Source organism: Caulobacter sp. UNC279MFTsu5.1 (genome assembly GCF_900114015.1).
In the GTDB taxonomy this organism is placed as follows: Bacteria; Pseudomonadota; Alphaproteobacteria; order Caulobacterales; family Caulobacteraceae; genus Caulobacter.
The window spans coordinates 1-22,741 of record NZ_FORN01000068.1 but is presented as its reverse complement, the minus strand read 5'-3'; the positions used below and the strand labels follow the sequence as shown (position 1 = coordinate 22,741).

23 protein-coding genes, 1 tRNA gene and 1 pseudogene are annotated in these 22,741 nt (G+C 68.7%); 6 read left to right on the top strand and 19 right to left on the bottom strand.

What is annotated here, in order from left to right; all coding sequences use genetic code 11:
* The 6 genes from BM066_RS26715 to BM066_RS24300 all read right to left on the bottom strand — a co-directional run.
* On the bottom strand, nt 1-254 hold a 254-nt coding region (locus BM066_RS26715), incomplete at its 3' end, for a hypothetical protein (RefSeq protein ID WP_218150943.1).
* Nucleotides 255-352: 98 nt separating this feature from the next.
* Entirely contained in the window at nt 353-754 is a 402-nt protein-coding gene (locus tag BM066_RS24320) for a DUF1489 family protein (RefSeq protein ID WP_018113382.1), read from the bottom strand.
* Between the two features lie 9 nt (nt 755-763).
* Nucleotides 764-2,725: an acetyl/propionyl/methylcrotonyl-CoA carboxylase subunit alpha gene (locus BM066_RS24315; protein ID WP_089930956.1), complete on the bottom strand. Its 1,962-nt coding sequence runs from the start codon at nt 2,723-2,725 to the stop codon at nt 764-766.
* A gap of 21 nt (nt 2,726-2,746) precedes the next feature.
* The gene (locus BM066_RS24310) at nt 2,747-4,105 is read right to left on the bottom strand and encodes a DUF3667 domain-containing protein (protein ID WP_018113380.1); all 1,359 of its coding nucleotides are present in this window, start codon (nt 4,103-4,105) and stop codon (nt 2,747-2,749) included.
* Between the two features lie 18 nt (nt 4,106-4,123).
* A complete protein-coding gene (locus tag BM066_RS24305; protein ID WP_018113379.1) occupies nt 4,124-4,963 on the bottom strand; it encodes an enoyl-CoA hydratase-related protein in 840 nt (279 codons plus the stop codon).
* A 17-nt stretch (nt 4,964-4,980) separates the two neighbouring features.
* A complete protein-coding gene (locus BM066_RS24300; protein ID WP_018113378.1) occupies nt 4,981-6,588 on the bottom strand; it encodes a carboxyl transferase domain-containing protein in 1,608 nt (535 codons plus the stop codon).
* A gap of 88 nt (nt 6,589-6,676) precedes the next feature.
* On the opposite strand from BM066_RS24300, the gene BM066_RS24295 reads away from it, so the two are divergent.
* A complete protein-coding gene (locus tag BM066_RS24295) occupies nt 6,677-8,458 on the top strand; it encodes a patatin-like phospholipase family protein (protein ID WP_089930954.1) in 1,782 nt (593 codons plus the stop codon).
* Here the strand turns inward: BM066_RS24295 and BM066_RS24290 are convergent.
* Nucleotides 8,436-9,224, bottom strand: a complete 789-nt coding sequence (locus tag BM066_RS24290; protein WP_018113376.1) for a methyltransferase domain-containing protein — start codon at nt 9,222-9,224, stop codon at nt 8,436-8,438. The genes BM066_RS24295 and BM066_RS24290 overlap by 23 nt on opposite strands.
* A gap of 141 nt (nt 9,225-9,365) precedes the next feature.
* Here BM066_RS24290 and BM066_RS27205 point away from each other — a divergent pair, with 141 nt between their 5' ends.
* The 3 genes and pseudogenes from BM066_RS27205 to BM066_RS27415 all read left to right on the top strand — a co-directional run bounded on the left by BM066_RS27205 (nt 9,366) and on the right by BM066_RS27415 (nt 10,121).
* Nucleotides 9,366-9,497 carry a hypothetical protein gene (locus tag BM066_RS27205; RefSeq protein WP_255367713.1) on the top strand — a complete coding sequence of 44 codons (132 nt, stop codon included), beginning with the start codon at nt 9,366-9,368 and terminating at the stop codon, nt 9,495-9,497.
* Between the two features lie 127 nt (nt 9,498-9,624).
* Nucleotides 9,625-9,954 (top strand): hypothetical protein, encoded by a 330-nt coding sequence (locus tag BM066_RS24285; RefSeq protein ID WP_018113374.1) that lies wholly within the window; start codon nt 9,625-9,627, stop codon nt 9,952-9,954.
* Between the two features lie 81 nt (nt 9,955-10,035).
* Nucleotides 10,036-10,121 (top strand): annotated as a pseudogene (locus BM066_RS27415) (hypothetical protein).
* Between the two features lie 186 nt (nt 10,122-10,307).
* Here BM066_RS27415 and BM066_RS24280 read toward each other — a convergent pair.
* The 6 genes from BM066_RS24280 to BM066_RS24255 form a co-directional block, all read right to left on the bottom strand.
* The gene (locus BM066_RS24280; protein ID WP_029589428.1) at nt 10,308-11,462 is read right to left on the bottom strand and encodes an isovaleryl-CoA dehydrogenase; all 1,155 of its coding nucleotides are present in this window, start codon (nt 11,460-11,462) and stop codon (nt 10,308-10,310) included.
* Between the two features lie 78 nt (nt 11,463-11,540).
* Nucleotides 11,541-12,806, bottom strand: a complete 1,266-nt coding sequence (gene spmX, locus BM066_RS24275) for a lysozyme-family localization factor SpmX (RefSeq protein ID WP_089930952.1) — start codon at nt 12,804-12,806, stop codon at nt 11,541-11,543.
* A 135-nt stretch (nt 12,807-12,941) separates the two neighbouring features.
* Entirely contained in the window at nt 12,942-14,384 is a 1,443-nt protein-coding gene (gene mgtE / locus BM066_RS24270) for a magnesium transporter (protein ID WP_089930949.1), read from the bottom strand.
* Nucleotides 14,385-14,527: 143 nt separating this feature from the next.
* Nucleotides 14,528-14,612, bottom strand: a tRNA-Leu gene (locus tag BM066_RS24265).
* A gap of 79 nt (nt 14,613-14,691) precedes the next feature.
* The gene (locus BM066_RS24260; RefSeq protein ID WP_143093799.1) at nt 14,692-15,072 is read right to left on the bottom strand and encodes a hypothetical protein; all 381 of its coding nucleotides are present in this window, start codon (nt 15,070-15,072) and stop codon (nt 14,692-14,694) included.
* Between the two features lie 62 nt (nt 15,073-15,134).
* Nucleotides 15,135-15,386 (bottom strand): FliM/FliN family flagellar motor switch protein, encoded by a 252-nt coding sequence (locus BM066_RS24255; RefSeq protein WP_012287186.1) that lies wholly within the window; start codon nt 15,384-15,386, stop codon nt 15,135-15,137.
* A gap of 70 nt (nt 15,387-15,456) precedes the next feature.
* Between BM066_RS24255 and lipB the strand changes: the two genes are divergently transcribed.
* Nucleotides 15,457-16,182 (top strand): lipoyl(octanoyl) transferase LipB, encoded by a 726-nt coding sequence (lipB, locus tag BM066_RS24250; protein ID WP_029589431.1) that lies wholly within the window; start codon nt 15,457-15,459, stop codon nt 16,180-16,182.
* A 7-nt stretch (nt 16,183-16,189) separates the two neighbouring features.
* On the opposite strand, the gene BM066_RS24245 is transcribed toward lipB, so the two are convergent.
* The 4 genes from BM066_RS24245 to BM066_RS24230 all read right to left on the bottom strand — a co-directional run bounded on the left by BM066_RS24245 (nt 16,190) and on the right by BM066_RS24230 (nt 19,911).
* A complete protein-coding gene (locus BM066_RS24245) occupies nt 16,190-16,597 on the bottom strand; it encodes a DUF805 domain-containing protein (protein ID WP_018113036.1) in 408 nt (135 codons plus the stop codon).
* A gap of 64 nt (nt 16,598-16,661) precedes the next feature.
* Nucleotides 16,662-17,063, bottom strand: a complete 402-nt coding sequence (locus tag BM066_RS24240) for a DUF805 domain-containing protein (RefSeq protein WP_049801609.1) — start codon at nt 17,061-17,063, stop codon at nt 16,662-16,664.
* A 42-nt stretch (nt 17,064-17,105) separates the two neighbouring features.
* Nucleotides 17,106-19,103, bottom strand: coding sequence for an acetyl-CoA carboxylase biotin carboxylase subunit (locus BM066_RS24235; protein ID WP_018113038.1), 1,998 nt, complete (start codon nt 19,101-19,103; stop codon nt 17,106-17,108).
* Nucleotides 19,104-19,341: 238 nt separating this feature from the next.
* A complete protein-coding gene (locus BM066_RS24230) occupies nt 19,342-19,911 on the bottom strand; it encodes a DJ-1/PfpI family protein (RefSeq protein WP_089930947.1) in 570 nt (189 codons plus the stop codon).
* A gap of 124 nt (nt 19,912-20,035) precedes the next feature.
* Between BM066_RS24230 and msrB the strand changes: the two genes are divergently transcribed.
* Entirely contained in the window at nt 20,036-20,530 is a 495-nt protein-coding gene (msrB, locus tag BM066_RS24225; protein ID WP_089930958.1) for a peptide-methionine (R)-S-oxide reductase MsrB, read from the top strand.
* Nucleotides 20,531-20,676: 146 nt separating this feature from the next.
* On the opposite strand, the gene BM066_RS24220 is transcribed toward msrB, so the two are convergent.
* Both BM066_RS24220 and BM066_RS24215 read right to left on the bottom strand, forming a co-directional pair.
* Nucleotides 20,677-21,093, bottom strand: a complete 417-nt coding sequence (locus BM066_RS24220; RefSeq protein WP_018112993.1) for a hypothetical protein — start codon at nt 21,091-21,093, stop codon at nt 20,677-20,679.
* A gap of 104 nt (nt 21,094-21,197) precedes the next feature.
* Entirely contained in the window at nt 21,198-21,584 is a 387-nt protein-coding gene (locus tag BM066_RS24215) for a hypothetical protein (RefSeq protein WP_018112992.1), read from the bottom strand.
* Nucleotides 21,585-22,741: the final 1,157 nt, after the last annotated feature.

The following is a 22,741-nucleotide window of genomic DNA, read 5'->3' as shown; positions in this document are numbered from 1 at the left end:
CGAACCGCATAGGCGTGACGGATGTCTTGGTAGTTCATCCAAGACGTGAAAGTGACCCAGAAGAGGGAGAAGGGAAGCAAGAACCAGCCGATCCGGCGTATGCGATCAGAAGTGTCACCCTGCCCGCGTTTGACAGACCGAAGGATAATGACGGCCACCACCAACATCCCCAATCCAACCACGGCAAATAGCGCGTCGAACCAGAAGGCGGGTTTGATTTGGTTGAGGGAATGGGTGAGGTCGAAAACTTCCAAAGTGTCCTACGCGCGACGGTTGCTAATGGAGCTTCGCAATGTCGGACAACGTCCGCAACGGGTCGAACGCGGACAGGAGCCCATCTCTTTCTAGAGCCCTACCAAGCCCCCAGTTCCCGCAACTGCCGGGCCAGATCGGCCGGCATCTCAGCCGCTTCGGCTTCCGTCAGGTCCGGCGGAACATCCTCGTGCCTCAGATAGCGCCAGCCCTGGAACGGCCGGCGGGGCGTGGGCGCGACGCGGACGATGGTGGGATCGACGGTCACCTCGCAGCGCGAGGCCTGGCCCTCGCCGACCGTATCGATCTTCAGGATAGTCTGGCGGCAGAGGATCTGGCCCTTCATCACCCGGTACAGCGAGCCGCCGTCCAGAACCTCGTCGATGCGCTTGGGCGTCATGCGGGTGTGCATGATCCACGGCCGGTCGGCCTCGGCGTGCCAGGCGACCAGTTCCTCGATGTTGTCGCAGCCGACGACCAGCTTGATGATATGCAGGGGCATGGCGGCTACTTAGTGGACCGGCTCCAGCTTCGCCAGCACCACGCCCTCGCTGACCTGGCCGCCGGCCGTGGCCGACAGCTCGGCGACCACGCCGTCGAACGGCGCGGCCAGGGCGTGCTCCATCTTCATGGCCTCCAGGGTCAGCAGGGTCTGGCCCTTGACCACCGCCTGGCCGGCCTCGACCGCCACCGAGACGATCTTGCCCGGCATCGGCGACAGGATCGCCCCGTCCGAGGCCGCCGCATGGGCGCCGCCGCCTTGGTAGGTGAAGTCGAATTCGCGGACGTCGCCCCCCTCGAACACGTACAGCGGATCGCCGCCGTAGGTGGTGGGCAGCACGTCGACGTCGTCCAGCGGCCGGCCATCCTCGACCGTGATGTCCCACGACCAGTCGTCGCCAGCTCCTCCCGCGAGCGCCACCCGCAGCGGTACGGCCTTGCCGTCCATCGCCAGCGGCAGGGTCATCGCCGCGCGCGGCGCGTTCATCCGGAAGCCCAGCAGCCGCGACGGGGCGCTGGCCCAGGGGTCGGCCCGGGGCTGGTCGGCCTCCATGAACGCCTCCAGCCGCTGACCGATCGCCGCCAGGGTCGGGGCGTCGGAGAATTCGCGCTCGGTCAGGGCCTCGAGACGCGCCTCGATGAAGCCGGTGTCCACCGCCCCGCCGACAAAGTCCGGATCGCTGGCGCAACGGGCCAGGAAGGCGGCGTTGGTCTTGACCGGATACACCTCGACCAGGCGGCAGGCCTCGGCCAGGCGGGCGGCGGCGTCCTCGCGGTCGACGCCGTGGGCGATCAGCTTGGCGATCATCGGGTCGTAGAACGGCGTGACCTCGCCGCCCTCCTCCACCGCGCTGTCGACCCGCACGTCGCCCTCGGGCAGGCGGAAGTGGGTCAGGGGGCCGGTCGAGGGCAGGAAGCCGACAGCCGGGTTCTCGGCGTAGAGGCGCGCCTCCATGGCCCAACCGTCCAGCGTGATCTCGTCCTGCTCCAGCGGCAGGGGCTCGCCCGAGGCCACCAGCAGCTGCCATTCGACCAGGTCCTGGCCGGTGACCATCTCGGTGACCGGGTGCTCGACCTGCAGGCGGGTGTTCATCTCCATGAACCAGATGCGGTCGGCGCGCAGGCCCTCGCTGGCGTCGGCGATGAACTCCACCGTGCCGGCCCCGACATAGCCCACCGCCTGGGCCGCCTTGACCGCCGCCCCGCAGACGGCGGCGCGGGTGGCCTCGTCCATGCCGGGGGCCGGGGCCTCCTCGATGACCTTCTGGTGGCGGCGCTGCAGCGAGCAGTCGCGTTCGAACAGGTGGACGACATTGCCGTGGCTGTCGCCGAACACCTGCACCTCGATGTGGCGCGGGCGGGTGACGTACTTTTCCAACAGCACCCGGTTGTCGCCGAAGCTGGCGCGGGCCTCGCGCTGGCACGAGGCCAGCAGGGCGGCGAAGTCCTCGGCCCTGTCGACCTTGCGCATGCCCTTGCCGCCGCCGCCGGCCACGGCCTTGATCAGCACCGGAAAGCCGATCTTGACCGCCTCCGCCGCCAGGCGCTCGACGGTCTGGTCTTCGCCCAGATAGCCGGGGGTGGTCGGCACGCCCGCCGCGATCATCACCGTCTTGGCCGCGTCCTTCAGGCCCATGGCGCGGATCGCCGAGGGCGGCGGGCCGATCCAGACCAGGCCGGCGTCGATCACCGCCTGGGCGAAGTCGGCGTTCTCGGACAGGAAACCGTACCCCGGATGGATCGCCTCGGCGCCGGTCTGGCGGGCGGCGGCCAGGATCTTCTCCGGGACCAGGTAGCTCTCGCGGGCCGGGGCCGGGCCGATCAGGATGGCGACGTCGGCCTCCATCACGAACGGCGCGTGGGCGTCCGCCTCGGAATAGACCGCGATCGTCCGTACGCCCAGCTCGCGGGCGGTGCGGATGATCCGACGGGCGATTTCGCCGCGATTGGCGATGAGGACGGACGAGATCAAGACGAAATTCCTAGATGGACCCTAGATCTGGGCCAGGGCGAAAACCAGCAGGACGCTGAGCAGGAAGACGAACGAGACCATGGTCGACCACCAGACGAACAGGGTCTTGACGATCGCGCCGAAGATGCTGGAGCCGTAGGCCCCGCGCAGGGTCTGGAACAGGTTGATCGGCGTCCAGACCACCAGCAGCAGGAACCACCACTTGCGGACGGGATCGGGCAGCACCAGGCCCAGCGCATTGGTCAGGAACGCGAACGACAGCAGGTTGGTCGCCACGATCAGGTGGTCGTAGACGAAGAACTGCCGCTTGTTCAGATAGACCAGGGTCAGGCTCAGGCCCAGCATCGGCAGCAGCAGCACCGCCAGCCTGTGGCCCCAGCCGAACATCACGACCATGTAGTATTCGGGATTCTCGAAGGCCTTGGCCAGGCCGGCCTTGAACCAGTGCACCTTGTCGCCGTGGGCGGCGTCGCCGGGCTTGGCGTCGTGCGCCTCGGGCGTCTTGACGTTCACGCCGCCGACCGTCGTCGTGTCGCCAGCCTCTTCGGCCAGGGCGCTCGCCTCCTCCCCGATCCTGGTCGGATCCAGCGACGCCCCGCGAATGCGCTCGGCGGCCTTCCGGCGCATGGTTTCGTCGGCCTTGAGGATTTCCTGGGCGGCCAGCGGATTGTTCTGCAGATGGTCAGCCTTGGCGAGCGCCTCGGCATAGCGGGTCTGGGCTTTGGCGACGTCTTTCTGATAGCGGATCGGCGCCTTGGCGGCGGCGGCCTGATAGCGCTCCTGGACCTTGGCGCGATCCTCGTCGGGATCCTTCAGGGCCTCGTCGCGGTCGGCGGCGGCCTCGGCCAGGGTCGAGTCGCGATCCTCGGCCGCTTCCTTCAGGCGGGCGTCGCGGTCCGTGGCGGCCTCGGCGCGCATCCGGGCGGCCTCGGCGGCCCGGCCTTGCGGCGTGGCCAGGGCCTCGGCGCGCTTGTGCGCCTGCTCCTCGGCGTGGTGCTGGGCCGAATGGATGGCGTGCTCGGCCGCGAAGATGAACAGCAGCAGGGCCACCAGGAAGGTGCGGAACGGCGGCACGTGCCGCACGATCCGGCCTTCCATGTAGTCCTTGGCCAGCCCGCCGGGCTTGAAGAACAGGGCGGGCAGGGTCAGGGCCAGGCGGCCGTCGAGGTGGAACATCCCCTCGATCGCCTCCCAGATCAGGTGGCCGATCGAGCGCTTGTGGTTGTCGGCGTTCTGGCCGCAGGCGTGGCAGTACGGGCCTTCGAGCGCGGTCCCGCAGTTGGCGCACGGCTTTCCAACGCCCTCGGAGGCGTGCTTCCCGCGCCGCTTGAAGAACGCGGTGACGGAGTCCGCCGCCGCCGCTTCCATTTCGCCCGTCATATGGCCCCCTGCTCGACTCTAGATGGTCCAGCCGGGTTTACGGCGTTCGAGGAACGCGCGCACGCCTTCTTGGCCTTCGTCCGACACGCGGCGGCGCGCGATGCGTCTTGCCGTCTCATCGAGCAGGCCGCGGTCGATCTTCTGGCCGACGAAGTCGTTGACCAGGGCCTTGGCGTCGCCGATCGCGCCGGGGGCGCAGGCGGCGACCTCCTCGATCAGGGCGTCCTGGGCGGCGACCAGGCCGGCCGCGTCGTCGAACACCTCGTCGACCAGGCCGTAGCTCCAGGCCTGGTCGGCGTCGAACACCCGGCCGGTGGCGAACAGCAGCTTGGCGGTGCGGGGACCCAAGGCGGCGATGACGTAGGGGCTGATGGTGGCGGGGGTCAGGCCCAGCTTGACCTCGGAAAAGGCGAACTTGGCGTCGGCCGTGGCCAGGGCGTGGTCGCAGGCGGCGACCAGGCCGGCCCCGCCGCCGAAGGCCGGCCCTTCGACCAGGGCCACGGTCAGGGCCGGGATGTCGTGCAGGGCCTTGAGCATCTGGGCCAGGCCCAGGGCGTCGTCGCGATTGTCGTCCTCGCTCCAGTCGGCGGCCGCCTTCATCCATTCCAGGTCGGCCCCGGCGCTGAACGCCCCGCCCACCCCGCGCAGAAAGACGATCCGCACGCCCTCGGCCCCATGCAGGGTCTCGAAGGCCTGGTGCAGGGCCGCGATCGTCGCCGCGTCGAAGGCGTTCTTCCGGGCCGGTCGGTTGATCCATACCGTCACCGCGCCGCCGGGCGTGGAATCCAGATGGACCAGCGGCGTCATGGCGTCGGTGTCGGGAACCTCGACGAGGGGATCGGCGATGGGATTGGTCATGGCTTGCCCTTTTCGGCTTACATCCGGAAGACGCCGAACGTGGTCTCGGGGATCGGGGCGTTCAGGCTGGCGCTGATCGCCAGGCCCAGCACGTCGCGGGTCTGGGCCGGGTCGATGACGCCGTCGTCCCACAGGCGGGCGGTGGCGTGGTAGGGATCGCCCTCGGCCTCGTAGCGGGCGCGGATCGGGGCCTTGAAGGCCTCCTCGTCCTCGGCCGCCCAGGTCTCGCCCTTGGCCTCCAGGCCGTCGCGCTTGATGGTCGACAGAACGCTGGCCGCCTGCTCGCCGCCCATCACGCTGATGCGGCTGTTGGGCCAGGTGAACAGGAAGCGGGGGCTGTAGGCCCGGCCGCACATGCCGTAGTTGCCGGCCCCGAAGCTGCCGCCGATCAGCACGGTGAACTTGGGGACCTCGGCGCTGGCGACCGCCGTGACCAGCTTGGCGCCGTCCTTGGCGATGCCGCCGGCCTCGTACTTGCCGCCGACCATGAAGCCCGAGATGTTCTGCAGGAACACCAGCGGGATCTTGCGCTTGCAGGCCAGCTCGATGAAGTGCGCGCCCTTCAGGGCGCTCTCGCTGAACAGCACGCCGTTGTTGGCCAGGATGGCCACCGGCTGGCCCCAGATGCGGGCGAAGCCGCAGACCAGGGTCGCGCCGTACAGCGCCTTGAACTCGTCGAACTCGCTGCCGTCGACGATGCGGGCGATCACCTCGCGCACGTCGTAGGGCGCGCGCACGTCGGTCGGGACGATGCCGTACAGCTCCTGCGGATCGTGGACCGGCGGCCTGGCGTCGCGGATCTCGGTCTCGACCCGCTTGGTGGTGTTGAGGTTGGCGACGATCGCGCGGACGATCTCCAGCGCGTGCTCGTCGTCGTTGGCCACGTGGTCGACCACGCCCGAACGGCGGCCATGGGTGTCGGCCCCGCCCAGTTCCTCGGCCGAGATGACCTCGCCGGTGGCGGCCTTCACCAGCGGCGGGCCGGCCAGGAAGATGGTGCCCTGGTCGCGGACGATCACCGTCTCGTCGCTCATGGCCGGGACATAGGCCCCTCCGGCGGTGCACGAGCCCATAACGCAGGCGATCTGGGCGATGCCCGCCGCGCTCATCCGCGCCTGGTTGAAGAAGATGCGACCGAAGTGGTCGCGGTCGGGGAAGACCTCGGCCTGGTGCGGCAGGTTGGCCCCGCCGCTGTCGACCAGATAGACGCACGGCAGGCGGTTCTGCTGGGCGATCTCCTGGGCCCGCAGGTGCTTCTTCACCGTCATCGGGAAATAGGCGCCGCCCTTCACCGTGGCGTCGTTGGCGACGATCATCACCTCGCGGCCCGACACCCGGCCGATGCCGGTGATCACGCCGGCGCCCGGCGCCTCGCCATTATAGAGGTCGCAGGCGGCCAGTTGGCCGATCTCCAGAAACGGCGAGCCGGGGTCCAGCAGGCGCTCGACCCGCTGGCGGGGCAGCAGCTTGCCGCGGGCCGCGTGGCGCGTCCGGGCGCTCTCGGGACCGCCGAGGGCCGCCTGCGCGACCCTTTCGCGCAGGGTTTCCACGAGGGCCCGGTTGTGCGCGGCGTTTTTGGCGAAGGTCTCGCCGTTTTTGTCGATACCCGTGTTCATCTTCGGCATTAGCGAGGCATAGCCTTTTCCGTTTCCGACCGAAAGTCGCAGTTTTTGACCTTCGATGGCCAAGGTCCACGGTTCAAGTTAGCGTTCCATCGTGGTCACTCTGCCCGACTTCATGGCCGATACGGCCCTCGCCCGGCTCTTCGCGCAAGAACACCGCGAAGGCGACGCCGCCTGGTTCTCCCTGCCGGGCGGCGCGACACTCTACGCGCCCGGCGAGGCGGCGGACTATCTCTACTTCCTGCGCACCGGCCGGCTGGGGGCTTTCCGGCGAGAGGAAGGCCAGGAGCCTCAGTTCCTTGGGGTGATCCGCCCCGGCGAGCCGGCCGGCGAGATGGCGATGATCGCCGGCTCGCCCCATTCGGCCAACCTGGTGGCCCTGCGCGATTCGGAAGTCCTGGCCCTGCCCCGCACCGCCTTCTTCGAAGCCGTCGAGCGCGACCCGGACGTGATGATCGAGCTGTCGCGGCTGATGATCCGTCGAGCGCGCAACGCCGGGGCCCACGCCTCGATCGGCGACCCGTCGGTCTTCGGCTTCATCGCGGTCGAGCCCGGCAAGGCGATCCGGCCGATCGTCGAGCGCATCGCCCACGCCATCGCGACCCTGGGCTATTCGGTCACCGTCGAGGGCGCGGCGTCGCTGCTGGCCCCGACCGAATGGTTCAGCACCGTCGAGCGCCAGCACGACTTCGTGCTGTACGTCGCCGAGGCCGAGGAAACCGCGTGGAAGCACGTGGTCGGCCGGCAGGTGGACCGGTTGTTCCGGGTCGGCCTGGGCGACCACAAGCCGCCGGCGGTCATCCCATCCTACGCCTCGGGTCCGCTGCAGGACCAGCGCCTGGTCGACCTGATCCTGCTGCAGCCGGCCAAGGTCACCCACCCCAAGGGCTCGGGCGAGTGGCTGAACGCCACCCAGGCCGCGCGGCTGTTCCATCTGCGCGAGAACGGCATGGCCGACGTCCAGCGCCTGGCGCGGGTGCTGACCGGCCAGTCGGTGGGGCTGGTGCTGTCGGGCGGCGGGGCGCGGGCCTACGCCCATGTCGGGGCCATCCAGGCCCTGCGCGAGCGCGGCGTGCCGATCGACTTCGTCGGCGGCGCCTCGATGGGGGCCGTGGTCGCCGCCGGCCTGGCCATGGGCTGGGACGATGGCGAGATGGAGACCCGCATCCGCAAGGCCTTCGTCGAGACCAGTCCCCTGGACGACATCGCCTTCCCCCTGGTGGCCATGACCCAGGGGCTGAAGGTCAAGGCGCGGCTGGACGAGCATTTCGACGACATCGAGATCGCCGACCTGTGGCTGCCGTTCTTCTGCGTGTCGTCGAACCTGACCTCGGGCGCCTATCACCTGCACCGCCAGGGCGTGCTGAAGGAGGCCCTGCGGGCTTCGATCTCGCTGCCGGGCGTGCTGCCGCCAGTGACCGACGGCAATTCGGTGCTGGTCGACGGGGCGGTGATGAAGAACTTCCCGGCCGACGTTATGCGGGCCTTCCAGTTGGGGCCGATCGTCGGAGTGGACGTCACGCGCGGCCGCAGCATCACCGCCGACGACGTGGACCGCCCGGCCTCACTCTGGCGCTGGCTGTGGTCGGGCGAATGGCGCAAGGGTCCGCCGATCGTCGCCCTGCTGATGCGGGCCGCCACGGTCTCGACCGGCCGCGACCTGGCCGCCAGCCGCGAGGCCTCGGACGTGCTGATCACCCCCAAGCTCAACGAGATCGACATCCGCGACTGGAAGGCCTTCGAGCCCGCGGTCGCGGCCGGCCGCGCCGCCGCGGCCCTGGCATTGGACAGCCTGGGCAAGCCGGTGACCGAGCTGCGCCGCCGACCCAGCCTGGCCGACCTGGCGCGGCTCAACGGCGACGCGCGACGATGAACATCCGCGGGAACGGCAGCAGGGTGACGCCGTCCTCGCGGCGCGGATAGTCGACCGCCAGGCGCGCCCGCCAGGTCGCGAGGAAGGTTTCGCGCTCCCCCTCGTCCAGCACCTCCAGATAGGGCCGCAAGGTCGTGCCGGCCGTCCAGTCGACGATCGGATCGGCCCCTTCCAGCGCGTGGAGATAGGTCGTCGTCCAAAGATCCAGGCCGCCGTCGATCAAGGGGGCCGCCAGCGGCGCCAGCCAGTCGTAATACTGGCGCGGGTCGATGGCGGGACGTACCCGGTCGACCTTGGCGATGCGCTCGGCCCAGGGGCCGTTCGCCGCCGTCTCGGCCAGGCTGCGCCGCCAGCCGTCGTCGGTGACCACCGGGATCTGGCAGGCGAACACTCCGCCGGGCGCCAGGCTCGCCATCAACCGGGGAAACAGCGTCTCGTGGCCGCCCACCCACTGCAGGGCGGCGTTGGAAAAGATCAGGTCGGGCGGCGCGTCCGGCGCGAAGGCGTCGATGTCGCCCTCCACCCAGTCGACCTCGGTCGAAAGCGCCCTGCCCCGCGCCAGCATCTCGGGGCTGGAGTCCAGGCCGTGCACGCGGGCGTTCGGGTGGCGGGCCGCCAGCAGGGCCGCGTGCTCGCCGGTCCCGCAGCCCAGGTCCCAGATCTCGCGCGGCTGCAGGTCGCGTGGAATCTGCAGCATCAGGTCCAGGGCCGGCCGATCGCGATAGGCCTTGTAGCGCTGGTAGACGTCGGGGTCCCAGACCGGCATCAGGCTCTCCACGCAAGAACTGCGACAATCGGTCCGCTCATTTGCGCCGATCCGTTGCTTTTGTCGCATGGGACTGGAGCTCGACCAGGCCTATCTTGAGGTCAAGGCGCTGCTCCAATGCGCCATGGGATGGAAACCGACGTGAAACGCCCCGCCGCCACCGCTGTCGCCCTCGCCGCCAGGCCTTCGAGCGTGAACATGTATCGCCTCGGCGCTCTGGGCCTCAATTTCGGTCTCTGGACCCTCATCGTCGTGATCGTGCGGGCCCTCTAGCCTGATCCGACGATGCGGCCCCGGGTCGCGCTTGCCCCCCTTGCGCGACCCGGGAGTGCCACCGCTCAGTCCGCAAGATTGATCCACGGCCAAGGCCAAGCTAACCATCGCCGCTCAACCTCTGGGGATGGCGATGAAGAAGTATTTCAAAACTCTGGCGATCGCGCTGGGCCTGGCGACGGTCGCGGTGACTCCCGCCGCCGCCTACACGGAATGCACGGCCAAGATCGCCAGCGCCTTCTATTCCCAGGAAGGCTATGTCTGGATCAATCTGGCGATCAATGGCGCGACCGGCGGGGCCATCGTCGTCGACAAGGCCGACCTCAATCGCGAAGCCTATCTCTCGATCCTCCTGACCGCCCGTGCGCAGGACAAGTCTGTGATCTTCCGTTTAGCCAAGGACAATGGCGCCTGCACAGCAACCAACTACGATCTGACCGGAATCTGGATTCCTTAGCGCCCGCGACGTCCGGTCGCGACATTGCCCCTTTGCAGGACGGCCGATCGGCGCCCATATTCGTCCTGTGTTGTTCAACAACTGAAAGGAGGTGACCAGTGTCTCATTGTCTCCAACCGCGGTCGCAAGTCGTGACCTGGGGCCTGAAGATCGAGGTCTCCAACTGAAGGCGTTGAACGCCTAAGGTTCGAAGTCACGCTGCGGACGCGGCTACGACGATGGAGGGCCGTCCCGAGCGATCGGGGCGGCCCTTTCATTTTGATGCTCCCCCTGCGGGGGAGCTGTCGGCGAAGCCGACTGAGGGGCGGCGCCCCCTCCGGCCCTTCGGGCCACCTCCCCCAGAGGGGGAGGATCTAGGCTCCGATGAGCTCCCGCCCGATCAGGAAGCGCCGGATTTCGTTGGTGCCCGCGCCGATGTCGTAGAGCTTGGCGTCGCGCATCAGCCGCTCGACCGGCCACTCCTTGGTGTAGCCCGCGCCGCCCAGGGCCTGGATGGCCTCCAGCGACACCCGCACCGCGTTTTCCGAGGCCATCAGGATGGCGCCCGCCGCGTCGAACCGCGTGGTCTTGCCCGCGTCGCAGGCGCGGGCCACGGCGTAGACATAGGCCCGGGCCGAGTTCAGGGCCACGTACATGTCGGCGATCTTGCCCTGCATCAACTGGAACGAACCGATCGCCTGGCCGAACTGCTTGCGCTCGCGGACATAGGGCAGCACCACGTCCAGGCACGCCTGCATGATGCCCAGCGGCCCCGCCGACAGCACGGCGCGCTCGTAGTCCAGGCCGCTCATCAGCACCCCGACCCCGCCGCCCACCGGACCCAGGACGTTCTCCTCGGGCACTTCGCAGTCCTCGAACACCAGCTCGGCGGTGTCGCTCCCACGCATGCCGAACTTGTCCAGCTTCTTGGCTACGCTGAAGCCCTTCATGCCCTTCTCGATCAGGAAGGCGGTGATCCGCCGCTCATCGGTCTTGGCGTAGACCACCAGGGTGTCGGCGTGCGGGGCGTTGGTGATCCAGAACTTCGTGCCGTTCAGCACGTAGCGGTCGCCGACGGCTTCCGCCTTCAGTTTCATCGAGACGACGTCCGAGCCCGATCCGGCCTCGCTCATGGCCAGCGACCCGACGTGCTCGCCGCTGATCAGCTTGGGCAGATAGCGCTGCTTCTGCTCGGGACTGGCCCAGCGGCGGATCTGGTTGACGCAGAGATTGGAGTGGGCGCCGTAGCTGAGGCCGACCGAAGCCGAGGCGCGGCTCACCTCCTCCATGGCGATCACGTGCTCGAGATAGCCCAGGCCCAGGCCGCCGAACTCCTCCTCGACAGTGATGCCGTGCAGGCCGAGGTCGCCCATCGGTACCCACAGCTCGCGCGGGAAGGTGTTGGTCTCGTCGATCCTGGCGGCGATCGGCGCGATGCGGTCGGCCGCGAAGCGGGCGGTGGTGTCACGGATCGCGTCGGCCGTCTCGCCCAGCGCGAAATCCATCGAGGGTGCGGTTTGGTTCGTCATGACCCTCTGCATAGCACAAACGCCCGCGGATCAAGCAGACCCGCGGGCGTTCATGCTCACGATCGCTCGGATGGAGACCTAGTCTTCGTCCTGCGAGTCCGGATCGCCCAGCCGGCGCATCAGCAGGTAGGCCGAGGTGGCGAAGCAGATCATGCCGATCACGCTGGCGCCCCAGCCGAACATCCTGATCGGCGACAGGCCCTCGTCGGCCGCGACGCTGAGGTTCCACAGGATGCCGCCGCCGAACAGCGCAAGGCCCAGCAGGCCCAGGCTGACCAGCAGGCTGATCCCACCGAAGGCGTGCGGCTGCACATGGGCGAAGGCCACGTCCTGCGGCTCCAGCTCGATCGGACCGCTGGTCGAGAAGCCGCCCAGATTGAACAGCGAGCCGTTGGTCGGCTCCGGCGCGGTCCCGAACAGGCTCGGCTCGGCCGCGGCGGCGGTCTCGGGGGCCGGCGGCGGAACGACGGCCGGCTCGGTGACCGGCTCTTCCGGCGTCAGCTGGAACGGCGCGGCGGGCGGCTCGGCGGCCGCGACGGGTTCGGGCGTCGGATAGACGAACGGCGGCGGCGCGGCGGCGGCGGCCCGGGCGGGCGGTTCCGGCAGGACCAGGTCCTGGACCGGCGCGGCGAGCGGCGTCGGCGCGGCGGTTTCGTCGGGCAGGATCGCTTCCAGGCGCGCGCCGACGGCGGCGGCGGCCTGTTCGCTGGCGCTGGGTCCGGCGCCGGGCAGCGCCGGCGCGGACGAGCCGTCCTCGCGCAGGGCTACGGCCTTGTCGCCGCTCAGCGCGGTGGTGATCGCGGCCGGGGCCTGGCTGGGCACCAGCTTGCCGGCGTCGTAGTCGATCTTGGGCCGCAGCACCGAGCTGGGCGCGGCCACCCATTCGCCGTCCGGCGGGGTCAGGAACAGCGCCTTCTCGGCCGAGCGGCGGCGAACCAAGGCGTCGATGACGATGCGTTCGCCCTCGAAGTCGGCCTTGCGCCACATCTCCATCTCGCAGGCCGCCTGCAGCAGCGAGCCCTCGTTCAGGCGGCGCAGCACGGCCGAGCGGACGAAGTTCTCGGTGCCGATGTTGAAGGCGAAGCAGACCAGAGCGTCGAACTGGTTCTGGTTCAGCGGCGTGTAGACGTTCTCGTTGACCGCGTGGGCCACGGTGATCAGGTCGTAGAGCAGCAGGGCCTCGGCGTCCTGTTCCGAGACAGAGGCTCCGCCGCGCGCGGTCAGGGTGTGGCCATAGCCCAGCGTCCAGCGCCCGTCGGGCAGCTGCGCGGCTTTCATCCGGTAACCTTCGAACCTCTTGATGAGATCGACGGCGGCGCGGGAGACCTGATAGCGCGGTTTCATCGCCAAGAATGACCCAGTTTGAGACAGACGCGGATGCGTTCAGGCTATGAAGCGCAAGATGGGCGCCGTTCGTGGCGTCCGCAGCGGTCTTCCCACGCTTTTGTTCGCGGGCGCCGGCCGACCGTCGCCCCGGTCCTAGCGCAGCAACAGCGCCGCGATCGTCAGCACGGCGAAGAAGCCCATGAAGTCCGTCAGGAACGTCACGAAGATCGACGAGGAGACGGCGGGGTCGCGGCCCATCTTCTCCAGCGCCAGCGGCGCCAGGATGCCGCCGAGCGCCGCCGTGACGATGTTGGCCACCAGCGCCAGGCCGACCGTGATGGCCAGCTTGGCGTTGTGGTAGAAGACGAACGTCGCCATGCCCATCACCACGGCCAGGACCAGGCCGTTCATCGCCCCCACCGACAACTCGCGAACGATGATCCGGCGGGCGTTGGCGGCGTTCAGCTCCTTGCTGGCCAGGGCGCGCACGGCCACGGCCAGGGTCTGGGTGCCGGCGTTGCCGCCCAGAGACGAGACGATCGGCATCAGCACGGCCAGGGCCACCAGCTTGGCGATCTGGTCCTGGAAGATGGCGATGGCGCTGACGGCGATGGTCTCGGTGACCAGGTTCAGCAGCAGCCAGGGCAGGCGCGAGCGGACGATGTCGTTGACCGTCGCGTCGCGGCCGGTGTCGCTGACGCCGGCCAGGGCCAGGATGTCCTCCTGGGCCTCTTCGCGGATGACGCCGACGATGTCGTCGACGGTGATCTGGCCCACCAGCCGGCCACCGGTCTCGACGACCGGGGCGCTGATCAGGTGGTACTTGTCGAAGATGTAGGCGACCTCTTCCTGGTCCATGTCGACGGCGATCTCGGTCACCGGCTCCATGATCTCGGCCAGGGGCGTCTCGCGCTTGTTGGTCAGCAGCTGGCTGATCGGCAGGGCGCCGACCGGCGTGAAGCTGGGGTCGACCACATAGACGTCGAAGAACAGCTCCGGCAGGCGGTCGCCGGCCTCGCGGACGTGGTCGATGGTCTGGCCCACGGTCCAGAACTGCGGCGCGGCCAGGAACTCGCGCTGCATCAGGCGGCCGGCCGTCTCGTCCTCGTAGGCCAGGGTCGTCTCGATCGCCGCGCGGTCGCCCTCGTCCATGGCGGCCAGCACCTGGGCGCGCTTGCCCTCGTCCAGGTCGTCGATGACGTCGGCGGCGTCGTCGGAGTCCAGCTCTTCCAGCGCCTTGGCCAGGGTGGCCGAGGGCGTGGCCTCCAGCACCTCTTCGCGCAGGTTGTCGTCCAGCTCGGCGATGATCTCGCCCAGCCATTCAGGATCCAGGACCGGGATGACCTCTTCGCGATAGCCGGCCGACAGGAAGCCCATCAGGTCGGCGACGTCGGCCGGATCCAGGGCGTGGACCAGCTCGCGCAACCGCGCGGTGTCGCCGCGATCGGCCGCGTCGATGACCATCTCGACATATTCGGGATTGAGCGCGTAGTCGTCGCCCAGCGCGAGGTCTTCCAGATCCTCAGGCGTCTCGGGTTCGGGGATGACCAGGCTGTGGCGCGGATCGTCCGTCAGGTCGGTTGTTTCCCGGGACATTGGGACCTCCTGAACTCTGAGACGTGCGTCCTGCGCGTGACCTGAATGCTGCGAAGGGCCAAGCCCTTCCCCGGAAATGGTTAGAGCGCCCCTGACGAGTCGGAAACCGATTTCGCCGGAAGCGCTCTATCCGTTGTCTCACCTGGTGCGGTCGAGAAGACTCGAACTTCCACGGGTTGCCCCACAGCGACCTCAACGCTGCGCGTCTACCAATTCCGCCACGACCGCTCGTGGTGAGGCGCGGCAGGTAGCAAACTGAGTTTGATTTGGAAAGAGCGGAGTTCGCGGATCACGAACAAAGCCGCGCTCATTCATAGGGCTTGCCGGGACGCAGAAGCTGCTCCTTCTCGTCCAGGCCGGTACGCAGCACCAGCCCGCGACGCGTGAAGCGGCCCGTGACATGCAGGGTCGCCGGCGGATTGCTGGGCAGGATGTAGGTAAAGGCGATCGTGTCGCCCTTGATCGTGGCGGGAACCTTGGCGGCCTCGGGACACTCGCCCTCGCAGATCCGCACCACGGCGTAGGGCCTAGGGCCGTCGAACACCTCGACCCGGGCGCCGACGACATCGCCGGTCTCCTCTATCGAGGTGATATTGTCGTAGACGCCTGAATGACCGCGTGGCTTCGCGGCCGCCGTGGTGAGGCCGAGGATCAGAACCCCGGCCAGAACTGTCGTCATGCGTTGCATGGATCACCCGTGGAATGCCGTGATCCTGATTGGCGCTTTCGCGCGCCAGCGCAAGCCTGTCCTCAGGACCCGCCGGCCATGTAATCGTAGACGTCGGCGGCGCGGGTCACCTGGATGGCGATGCGGTCGTCGCTGATCTGGATCTCGCCGCGGGCGATGGGGTGGTTGTTGGCCAGGATCCAGACCTCGTCGTTGGTCTTGGCGTCCAGCGGGATCACCGCGCCGCGGCCCATGCGCAGGAGCTGCTGCATCGGCAGGATCGACCGTCCCAGCAGAACGGAGATCTCGACATTGACGGCGTTGACCTGGCTCACGAAGTAAGTCCCTGGATTTCACACGCGGCCATCCTTGGCCGCGTGTCACCCAATGCAAGACTAAGGCCGTATGCTTGATCGCCCGTTAAACCTTGAAAATAAGGACCTTCCGCTGCTGGCGGCGCCCGGCGGCGCGCCGGCGGGGTGGGCGGTTTCGACCGGGTGCGTGCCCTACCCGGCAGCCGTTGCCGCCATGGAGGCTCGCGCCGCCGCCATCGCCGACGGGACGGCGGGCGAGTTGGTCTGGCTGCTGGAGCATCCGCCGCTCTACACGGCCGGCGTGTCGGCCAAGCCCGCCGACCTGATCGTCCCCGACCGCTTCCCGGTGTTCGAGAGCGGCCGCGGCGGCCAGTTCACCTATCACGGCCCCGGCCAGCGGGTGGCCTATGTGATGCTGGACCTGACCAAACGCGGCCGCGACGTGCGGGCCTTTGTCGCGGCGCTGGAAGCCTGGATCATTCAGGCCCTGGCCGCCTTCAACGTGACCGGCGAGATGCGCGAGGGCCGGGTCGGGGTCTGGGTCGAGCGCAAGGGTCCCGGCTGGTCGCGCGAGGACAAGATCGCCGCCATCGGCGTCAAGCTGCGCCGCTGGGTCAGCTTCCACGGCATCAGCCTGAACGTCGAGCCCGACCTCGAGCATTTCGGCGGCATCGTGCCGTGCGGCCAGACCGAACACGGCGTCACCAGCCTGGTCGACCTGGGCCTGCCGGTGACGATGGACGAGGCCGACGAGGCGCTACGGGCGGCGTTCCAGCGGGTGTTCGGCCCGGTCGAGGCCGAGGCGCCGCCGGTCTAGAACCGACCTAGACGGCGGGCGCCGGCTTCAGCGGGTTGGGTCCGTGCCGGTTGGCGCCCTGTTCGCCCGGCATGACGCCCAGCTCGACGATCGCCCAGACCAGGACCCCGGCGAACAGGAAGTCCAGGAAGTGCTTGGGCGTGGGCCAGACCGCGACCAGCGACATCAGCACCAGCGCCGCCCACCAGCCCGACCGTCCGCGGTCGTGCAGGCGCTTGGACAGCACGCAGGCGCCGCAGAACACCAGGGTCGGATAGACCAGCCAGCCGGTCAGCCAATGCAGGGCGTCGGGCAGGCTGGCGTCGTAGAGGATGGCGACGCCCAGCAGCACGCCGGCGACGATCAGGAACGGGCCGCGCGCCGTCCGGCCCGAGGCCGACAGGAAAAGGTCCCACCACTCCGCGCGTTCGTTCATTCAGCCAGGCCCCAAAGGTCGCGGCATGAACCTAAGCCGCGTCGCGACCGGACGAAAGAGGCGCCTAGGCGAACACCTTCTCAAGCTCTGGATCGACGTCGCCGCCGATCCCCTTGGGCGACGGCCCGAAACGGTTGCGCCCCTGCGTCCCATCCAGGATGCCCAAGTTGATCAAGGCCCAGAACCCCCCGACGATCGGAATGAACTCGATCAGCAGCCACCAGCCGCTTTGATTGCGGTCATGGCAACGCTTCACGCCAAGGGCCAAGCCCGGCCAGATGAGCGCCAGGCTCACGGCCAGCTGCAAAAGCGTGGATTCGTCCGACTCGCTGGTGACATCGACGCCCATCGCCGCCGCGACGATGTAGGCCACGACCACGATGACGCCCAGCAACAGGCTGAGGAGCCAGTAGTCGCGGCGTCGAATGCGGCCCTTAAACGAAAAGAGTTTCTGCGCCAGCGTCATCGAATCGCTCCCCAAGCTCAACCCAGGGGGACATGACCACGCCTAGGCGAACTCGACCAGCACCTCATCGGCCGCCACCGGATCGCCGCCCTTGGCGTTGACGGCCTTGACCACGCCGTCGCGCTCGGCGCGGATGATGTTCTGCATCTTCATGGCCTCGAGCACGCAGACGACCTCGCCCTCGCGGACCTGCTGGCCCGGCGCGACGTCCATGCTGACCACCAGGCCGGGCATCGGCGACAGCACCAGCCTGGAGGTGTCGGCCGCCTGCTTCTCGGGCAGCTTGTCGTGCAGCTCGGCCGATCGCGGGGTCAGGACCAGCACCTTGGCCTTGGCCGCGCGGTGGCGGATCGTGAAGCCCTCGGCGGCGGGCGTCACCTGGACGGTGAAGGGCTTGCCCCCAAGCACGCCCCTGAACACCGGCTTTCCCGGCCGCCAGTCGACGGTCTCCAGCTCGAGGGTCCGGCCCTCGTCCAGTAGTTCGACGGCCAGGCGCGTTCCCTCGCCCGACAGCCTGACCCGGCGCTTGGCGGGACCGACGGCGACGACCCATTCGGTGCGGACCGGATGGCTGAGCCCCGCCTGGGTCGAGCGCGCCCGGGCGGCGTAGACCCGCTGCATGGCCGCGCCGACGGCGGTCAGCACGTCGACCTGCTCGGCCGTCGGCTCCGCGCCTTTGAACCCGCCCTCGAACTCGTCCTTGATGTAGTTGGTCGAGATCTTGCCCGAACGGAACCGCGCCTGGTCCATCACCGCGGCCAGGAACGGGATGTTGTGGGCGGGGCCCTCGATGTGGAAGTCCTCCAGCGCCCGGCCCATGCCGTCGATCGCCGCCAGGCGGGTCGGCGCCCAGGTGCACAGCTTGGAGATCATCGGGTCGTAGTACATCGAGATCTCGTCGCCCTCGCGGACCCCGGCGTCGTTGCGGACCTTGTAGTCGCCGTGGTCGCCCTCGGCCGGCGGGGCGTAGCGGACGAGACGGCCGATCGACGGCAGGAACTTGCGGTACGGATCCTCGGCGTAGATCCGGCTCTCGACCGCCCAGCCGTTGATCGAAAGGTCCGACTGTTCGAAGGCCAGTTTCTCGCCCCACGCCGAGCGGATCATCTGCTCGACCAGGTCCAGGCCGGTGATCAGCTCGGTGACCGGGTGCTCGACCTGCAGGCGGGTGTTCATCTCCAGGAAGTAGAAGCTCTTGTCCTGGCCGGCCACGAACTCGACCGTGCCGGCGCTGTCGTAGTTCACCGCCTTGGCCAGGGCCACGGCCTGGGCGCCCATGGCGGCGCGGGCGGCCTCGTCGAGCAACGGGCTGGGCGCCTCCTCGATGACCTTCTGGTTGCGCCGCTGGATCGAGCATTCGCGCTCGAACAGGTGGACGACGTTGCCGTGCTTGTCGCCCAGCACCTGGATCTCGATGTGGCGCGGGCTTTCGATGAACTTCTCGATGAAGATCCTGTCGTCGCCGAACGCGCCCGCCGCCTCGGAGCGGACAGCGGGGAAGCCCTCCTCCACGTCCTGGCGGGTCCAGGCCACGCGGATGCCCTTGCCGCCGCCGCCGGCGCTGGCCTTGATCATGACCGGATAGCCGATCTCCTCGGCGATCCGCACGGCGTGGGCGGTGTCGTCGATCTCGCCGATATGGCCCGGCACGCAGGAGACGCCGGCCTTCTGGGCGAACTTCTTGCTCTCGATCTTGTCGCCCATGGCCGAGATGGCGCCGGGGTTGGGACCGATGAACACGATCCCCGCGTCGGCGCAGGCTTGCGCGAACTCGGCCTTCTCGGACAGGAAGCCGAAGCCCGGGTGCACCGCCTGCGCGCCCGTCGCCTTGCAGGCGGCGATGATCTTGTCGGCGACGAGATACGACTGGTTGGCCGGCGCGGGACCGATGTGCACCGCCTCGTCGGCCATCTCGACGGCCAGGCTGTCGGCGTCGGCGTCGGAATAGACCACCACGGTCGCGATGCCCAGGCGGCGGCAGGTCTTGATCACCCGGACCGCGATTTCGCCCCGGTTGGCGATCAGCAGCTTCTTGAACATCCGGCCGTTCCCTACGCTTTTGTCGTTGTCTCTTTCGACAGGCACTAGCAGGCCGCCGGAGGTTTGCAACGGCGCCGCGGCGTGACCTTGTCCATGACAACGGTTTCCGAGGGGAACCGCAATGCTGCGCGAGGACCGGCGCGCAAGGTTCCTGCCCCGATGTTCGCGAGCAGCAGCGCTGAAGCAGGACGACCGGGGACATGCTCATGGGCCTGCCCCCGGCCAGGTCCGCCAGGTTTCAGTCCTGGAATTCCCGGGCGAACATCGCCAGGTACTCGTCGTGCTTGCCCTCCGGCGCGACCAGCCGGCAGATCGCGGCGCTGAAGGTCGCCGGCGCCGAGCCCGGGGCGGTCACCAGCCTGCCGTCGGTCACGGCCTTGGGGCTGTCGACATAGCCGTCGGCTCCGGCGTAGCCGGGCGCGGTCTTGGCCAGCCAGTCGCGGTCGTTGGAGGTGTGGGCCCGGCCGGCCAGCAGCCCGGCCCGCGCCGCGGCCACCGTGCCGGCGCAGATCGCCCCGACCACCTTGCCGTCGGCCAGCACCTGGCGCAGCAGGCTGAACAGCGCCTCGTCCTTGTATTCCGTCCAGGCGTCCGAGCCGATCAGCAGGAAGACGTCGGCGTCCGCCAGCACCGGATCGGAAAACTTGTAGTCGGCGGCGGCCAGCACGCCGCCGATCGAGGTCTGCGGCTCGCCGTCCGGCGTGGCGATCTCGATCTGCACGCCGTAGTACTCGCGCAGGGCGGGCAGCACCTGCCCGGCCTCCCAGTCGGCCCAGCCCGGTTGCAGGAAAGCGACGGCGACGGTCATGGCGAGATCCTTTCAACTGTTCCGGACGAACCTGGCGGCCAGCCTTATGCGCCGTCGCGCCGGTCCTTGTCAGCAGGCCTTCGCCCTCTACCGCAACGTCCGGCGAGCGCCCATATTGCCGGCCATGACCGACACAGCCCCCCTCTCCGCCCCCCCGTCTTCCAGCGGTTTCGACCTGACCCCGCCGACCGAGCCGGAACGCCAGCGCCTGGAGGCCGACCTGACGGCCGAGGAGGCCCGCGTCCTGCTGCACCACGGCACCGAGGCCCCGTTCTGCGGCGGCCTGCTGGGCGAGAAGAGCCCCGGCGTCTATTGCTGCCGCGAATGCGGCCTGCCGCTGTTCGAATACCGGACCAAGTTCGAGAGCGGCACCGGCTGGCCCAGCTTCTACGCCCCGTTCGACGCGGCCCACGTCAAGGAGGTGCGCGACACCTCCTATGGCATGGTCCGCATCGAGACCCGCTGCGCCCGCTGCGACAGCCACCAGGGCCACGTCTTCCCGGACGGCCCGGCCCCGACCCGGCTGCGCTATTGCATCAATTCGGTGTCGCTGCAGTTCGTGAAGGCCGGCGATCCCCTGCCCGACCCGCTGCGTCGCGGCGACAAGATCGCCGGTTAGCTTCGCCCTGGAACTGTCATCCCGGACAAGCGCGTAGCGCGCCGATCCGGGACCGACGCGTGAACGCAGGCGCTTCCGGCGGTCCCGGATCTTCGCTTCGCTACGTCCGGGATGACGAACCTTAGGGGCGCCGCAATAGGCCGCCCCTATCGCGCCACTACGTTCCCGCCCTCGGTGACCATCGGGTTCGTGTAGGTCAGGTAGCCGCGCTCGACCATGCGCCGCATGGCCTCGTAGACCTCGGCCAGCTCCTCGTAGGCGGCGCGCAGGGCGGCCAGCCGCGCCGTCTGCTCGGCCGTGATCGCCGTCCCGTGCTCGGTCATGGCCACGGCCTCGGCCACCCAGCGGGACCGGGCCATGGCGGCGGCCACGGCCAGGCGCTGGAACTTGCCGGCGTCGCTCTTGCCGAGCACCTGGGCGATCACGGCGGTGTTGGAGGCGAAGGCGGTGTAGTCGATCTGCTCCAACTGGCCGCGCAGGCGGCGCTGGGTCTGGGGATCGGTGTCCTGGGGCTCGAAATGGTCGTGCGAGCGGCGAAAGCTGGAGGTCACGGTCGAGGACATGACGGTCTTCCCTGGGCCCCGCCTGGCCGGCGGGTCGTGGGCCGGCGGGCTGTGGAAAACTGTGCGCCAACAGCCTTAACGGCCGATTGAGAAGCGTCAGCACGTCAGCCGGACGCCTCCCCGAGCTGCGACAGCCAATAGTCCCGATGCGCCATGGGGTCGTAGCCGCGCAGCATCCACGACGGCAGCTTCCAGTCCGGATCGTCGTCGCCGAACCACTTGCCGGCGGCGCGCAGGACCTCGATGAAGTTCCAATGCACGTGAGGCGGACTGCCGCGACGGCGTCGAAACTCGGCGCGACGCGTTTCCAGCAGCGCCACGACGCGTTTCTTCAGCGCCCGCTCGCGCTCGATCTCGGCCTGCCGGGCGTCGCGGACCGCCTTGGCGGCGGCGCGGCGTTCGGCCGCCGTGGGCTCCGGCGGCGGCGGGGCGGGACCGCCCAGGCGATGAGGCCGGAGGCTGGGCGGATTGCGGCGTGGGTTCTGGGTCATGGCGCCCTCCTGATCAAACAACGCGCACGGTTTCGCCCCCACGGGCCGGACGGCGCGCGGAGCGAGATGGAGAGGCGCGGGGCGCCGGGCTGCGCCCGGAGCGATGGAAGATGCGATACCGTTTCGACGAGACCTGGACGCCCCGCGCGACCGTTATCCGCAAGGCCGGGGCGCGCGGGCCTTTTCCGCCCTTCACCCCACCCGGTGTGTTCCCCGCCGGATCTGTGCACCGCTTGATTTCAGAGGCGGGAGTGAGCCAAGCCAGGACCGGAGCGAACCCCACGACGGGCGGCGATCCTCCGACGGACCGCCGATGGGCGAGCTTACGTCCCTCGCCCTCTGTTTAAGCCCCGTCGGCCACGCTCACGCGCCTCCGAAGGACCCCGCTCGATCGCACCCGCCGCACGCATCGGGCCGGATCCAAGCGCCCTCTCCCCGCGACGGGATGACTGCGAGTATGCGGGGGATTTGAACGCCGAGGACAAGGCGCGCTGCTTTTTAGGCAGGACGTTGAGGTTGTTGGCTTTTTCGCCGGCGCGACGGGGATGGACGCCGCTCGATCCCCGGCGTCCGTTCGCAGCGAATGGGCTTACGCCAAGCGGACGTTCTGAATTCCCGAGGAGGGTGGCGAGCGGACCTTGGATGAAGCGTCGGCGTTGACGCCTCGGAACACCCTCGTATGGTCTCGCTATGAGCCTGCGCCCAGAACGCCGCCCACGAAGTGATTACTGGTATGCTTTTGCTGCCACCGTCGTGTTCATGATGGTGTGGTTCTTTTCGCCTCTAGGCAACTTCGTCTTCAGTCTTGCGGCACGCGTGCACCCAATGTTGGCCGTTTGGAGTTGGCCCATAGCGGGGCTGACTTTCTTCTGGCTGACGCGGCTGTTTCTTCATTTGCGTCGCAAGCGCATAGTAGGAACGGACCACAGCTCTTCTTGATCGACAAGCCGACGGTTCGAAAGTCCGACTAGGGTGGGAAAGCGGTCGTGCCGCATTTACATAGCCGGCCGAGGAAACCACAGCTTCCGCCAATTTGCGGCCAGCAGCGCAATTCCGAGCAGCAGCCCAATAGCCTCGGGTCGGGTGGGCGAACCCATAGTTCCCCACCTGTAAACGTCGTAGCCGCCCGTCACCAACGCACAGGTGAGGGTAACCCA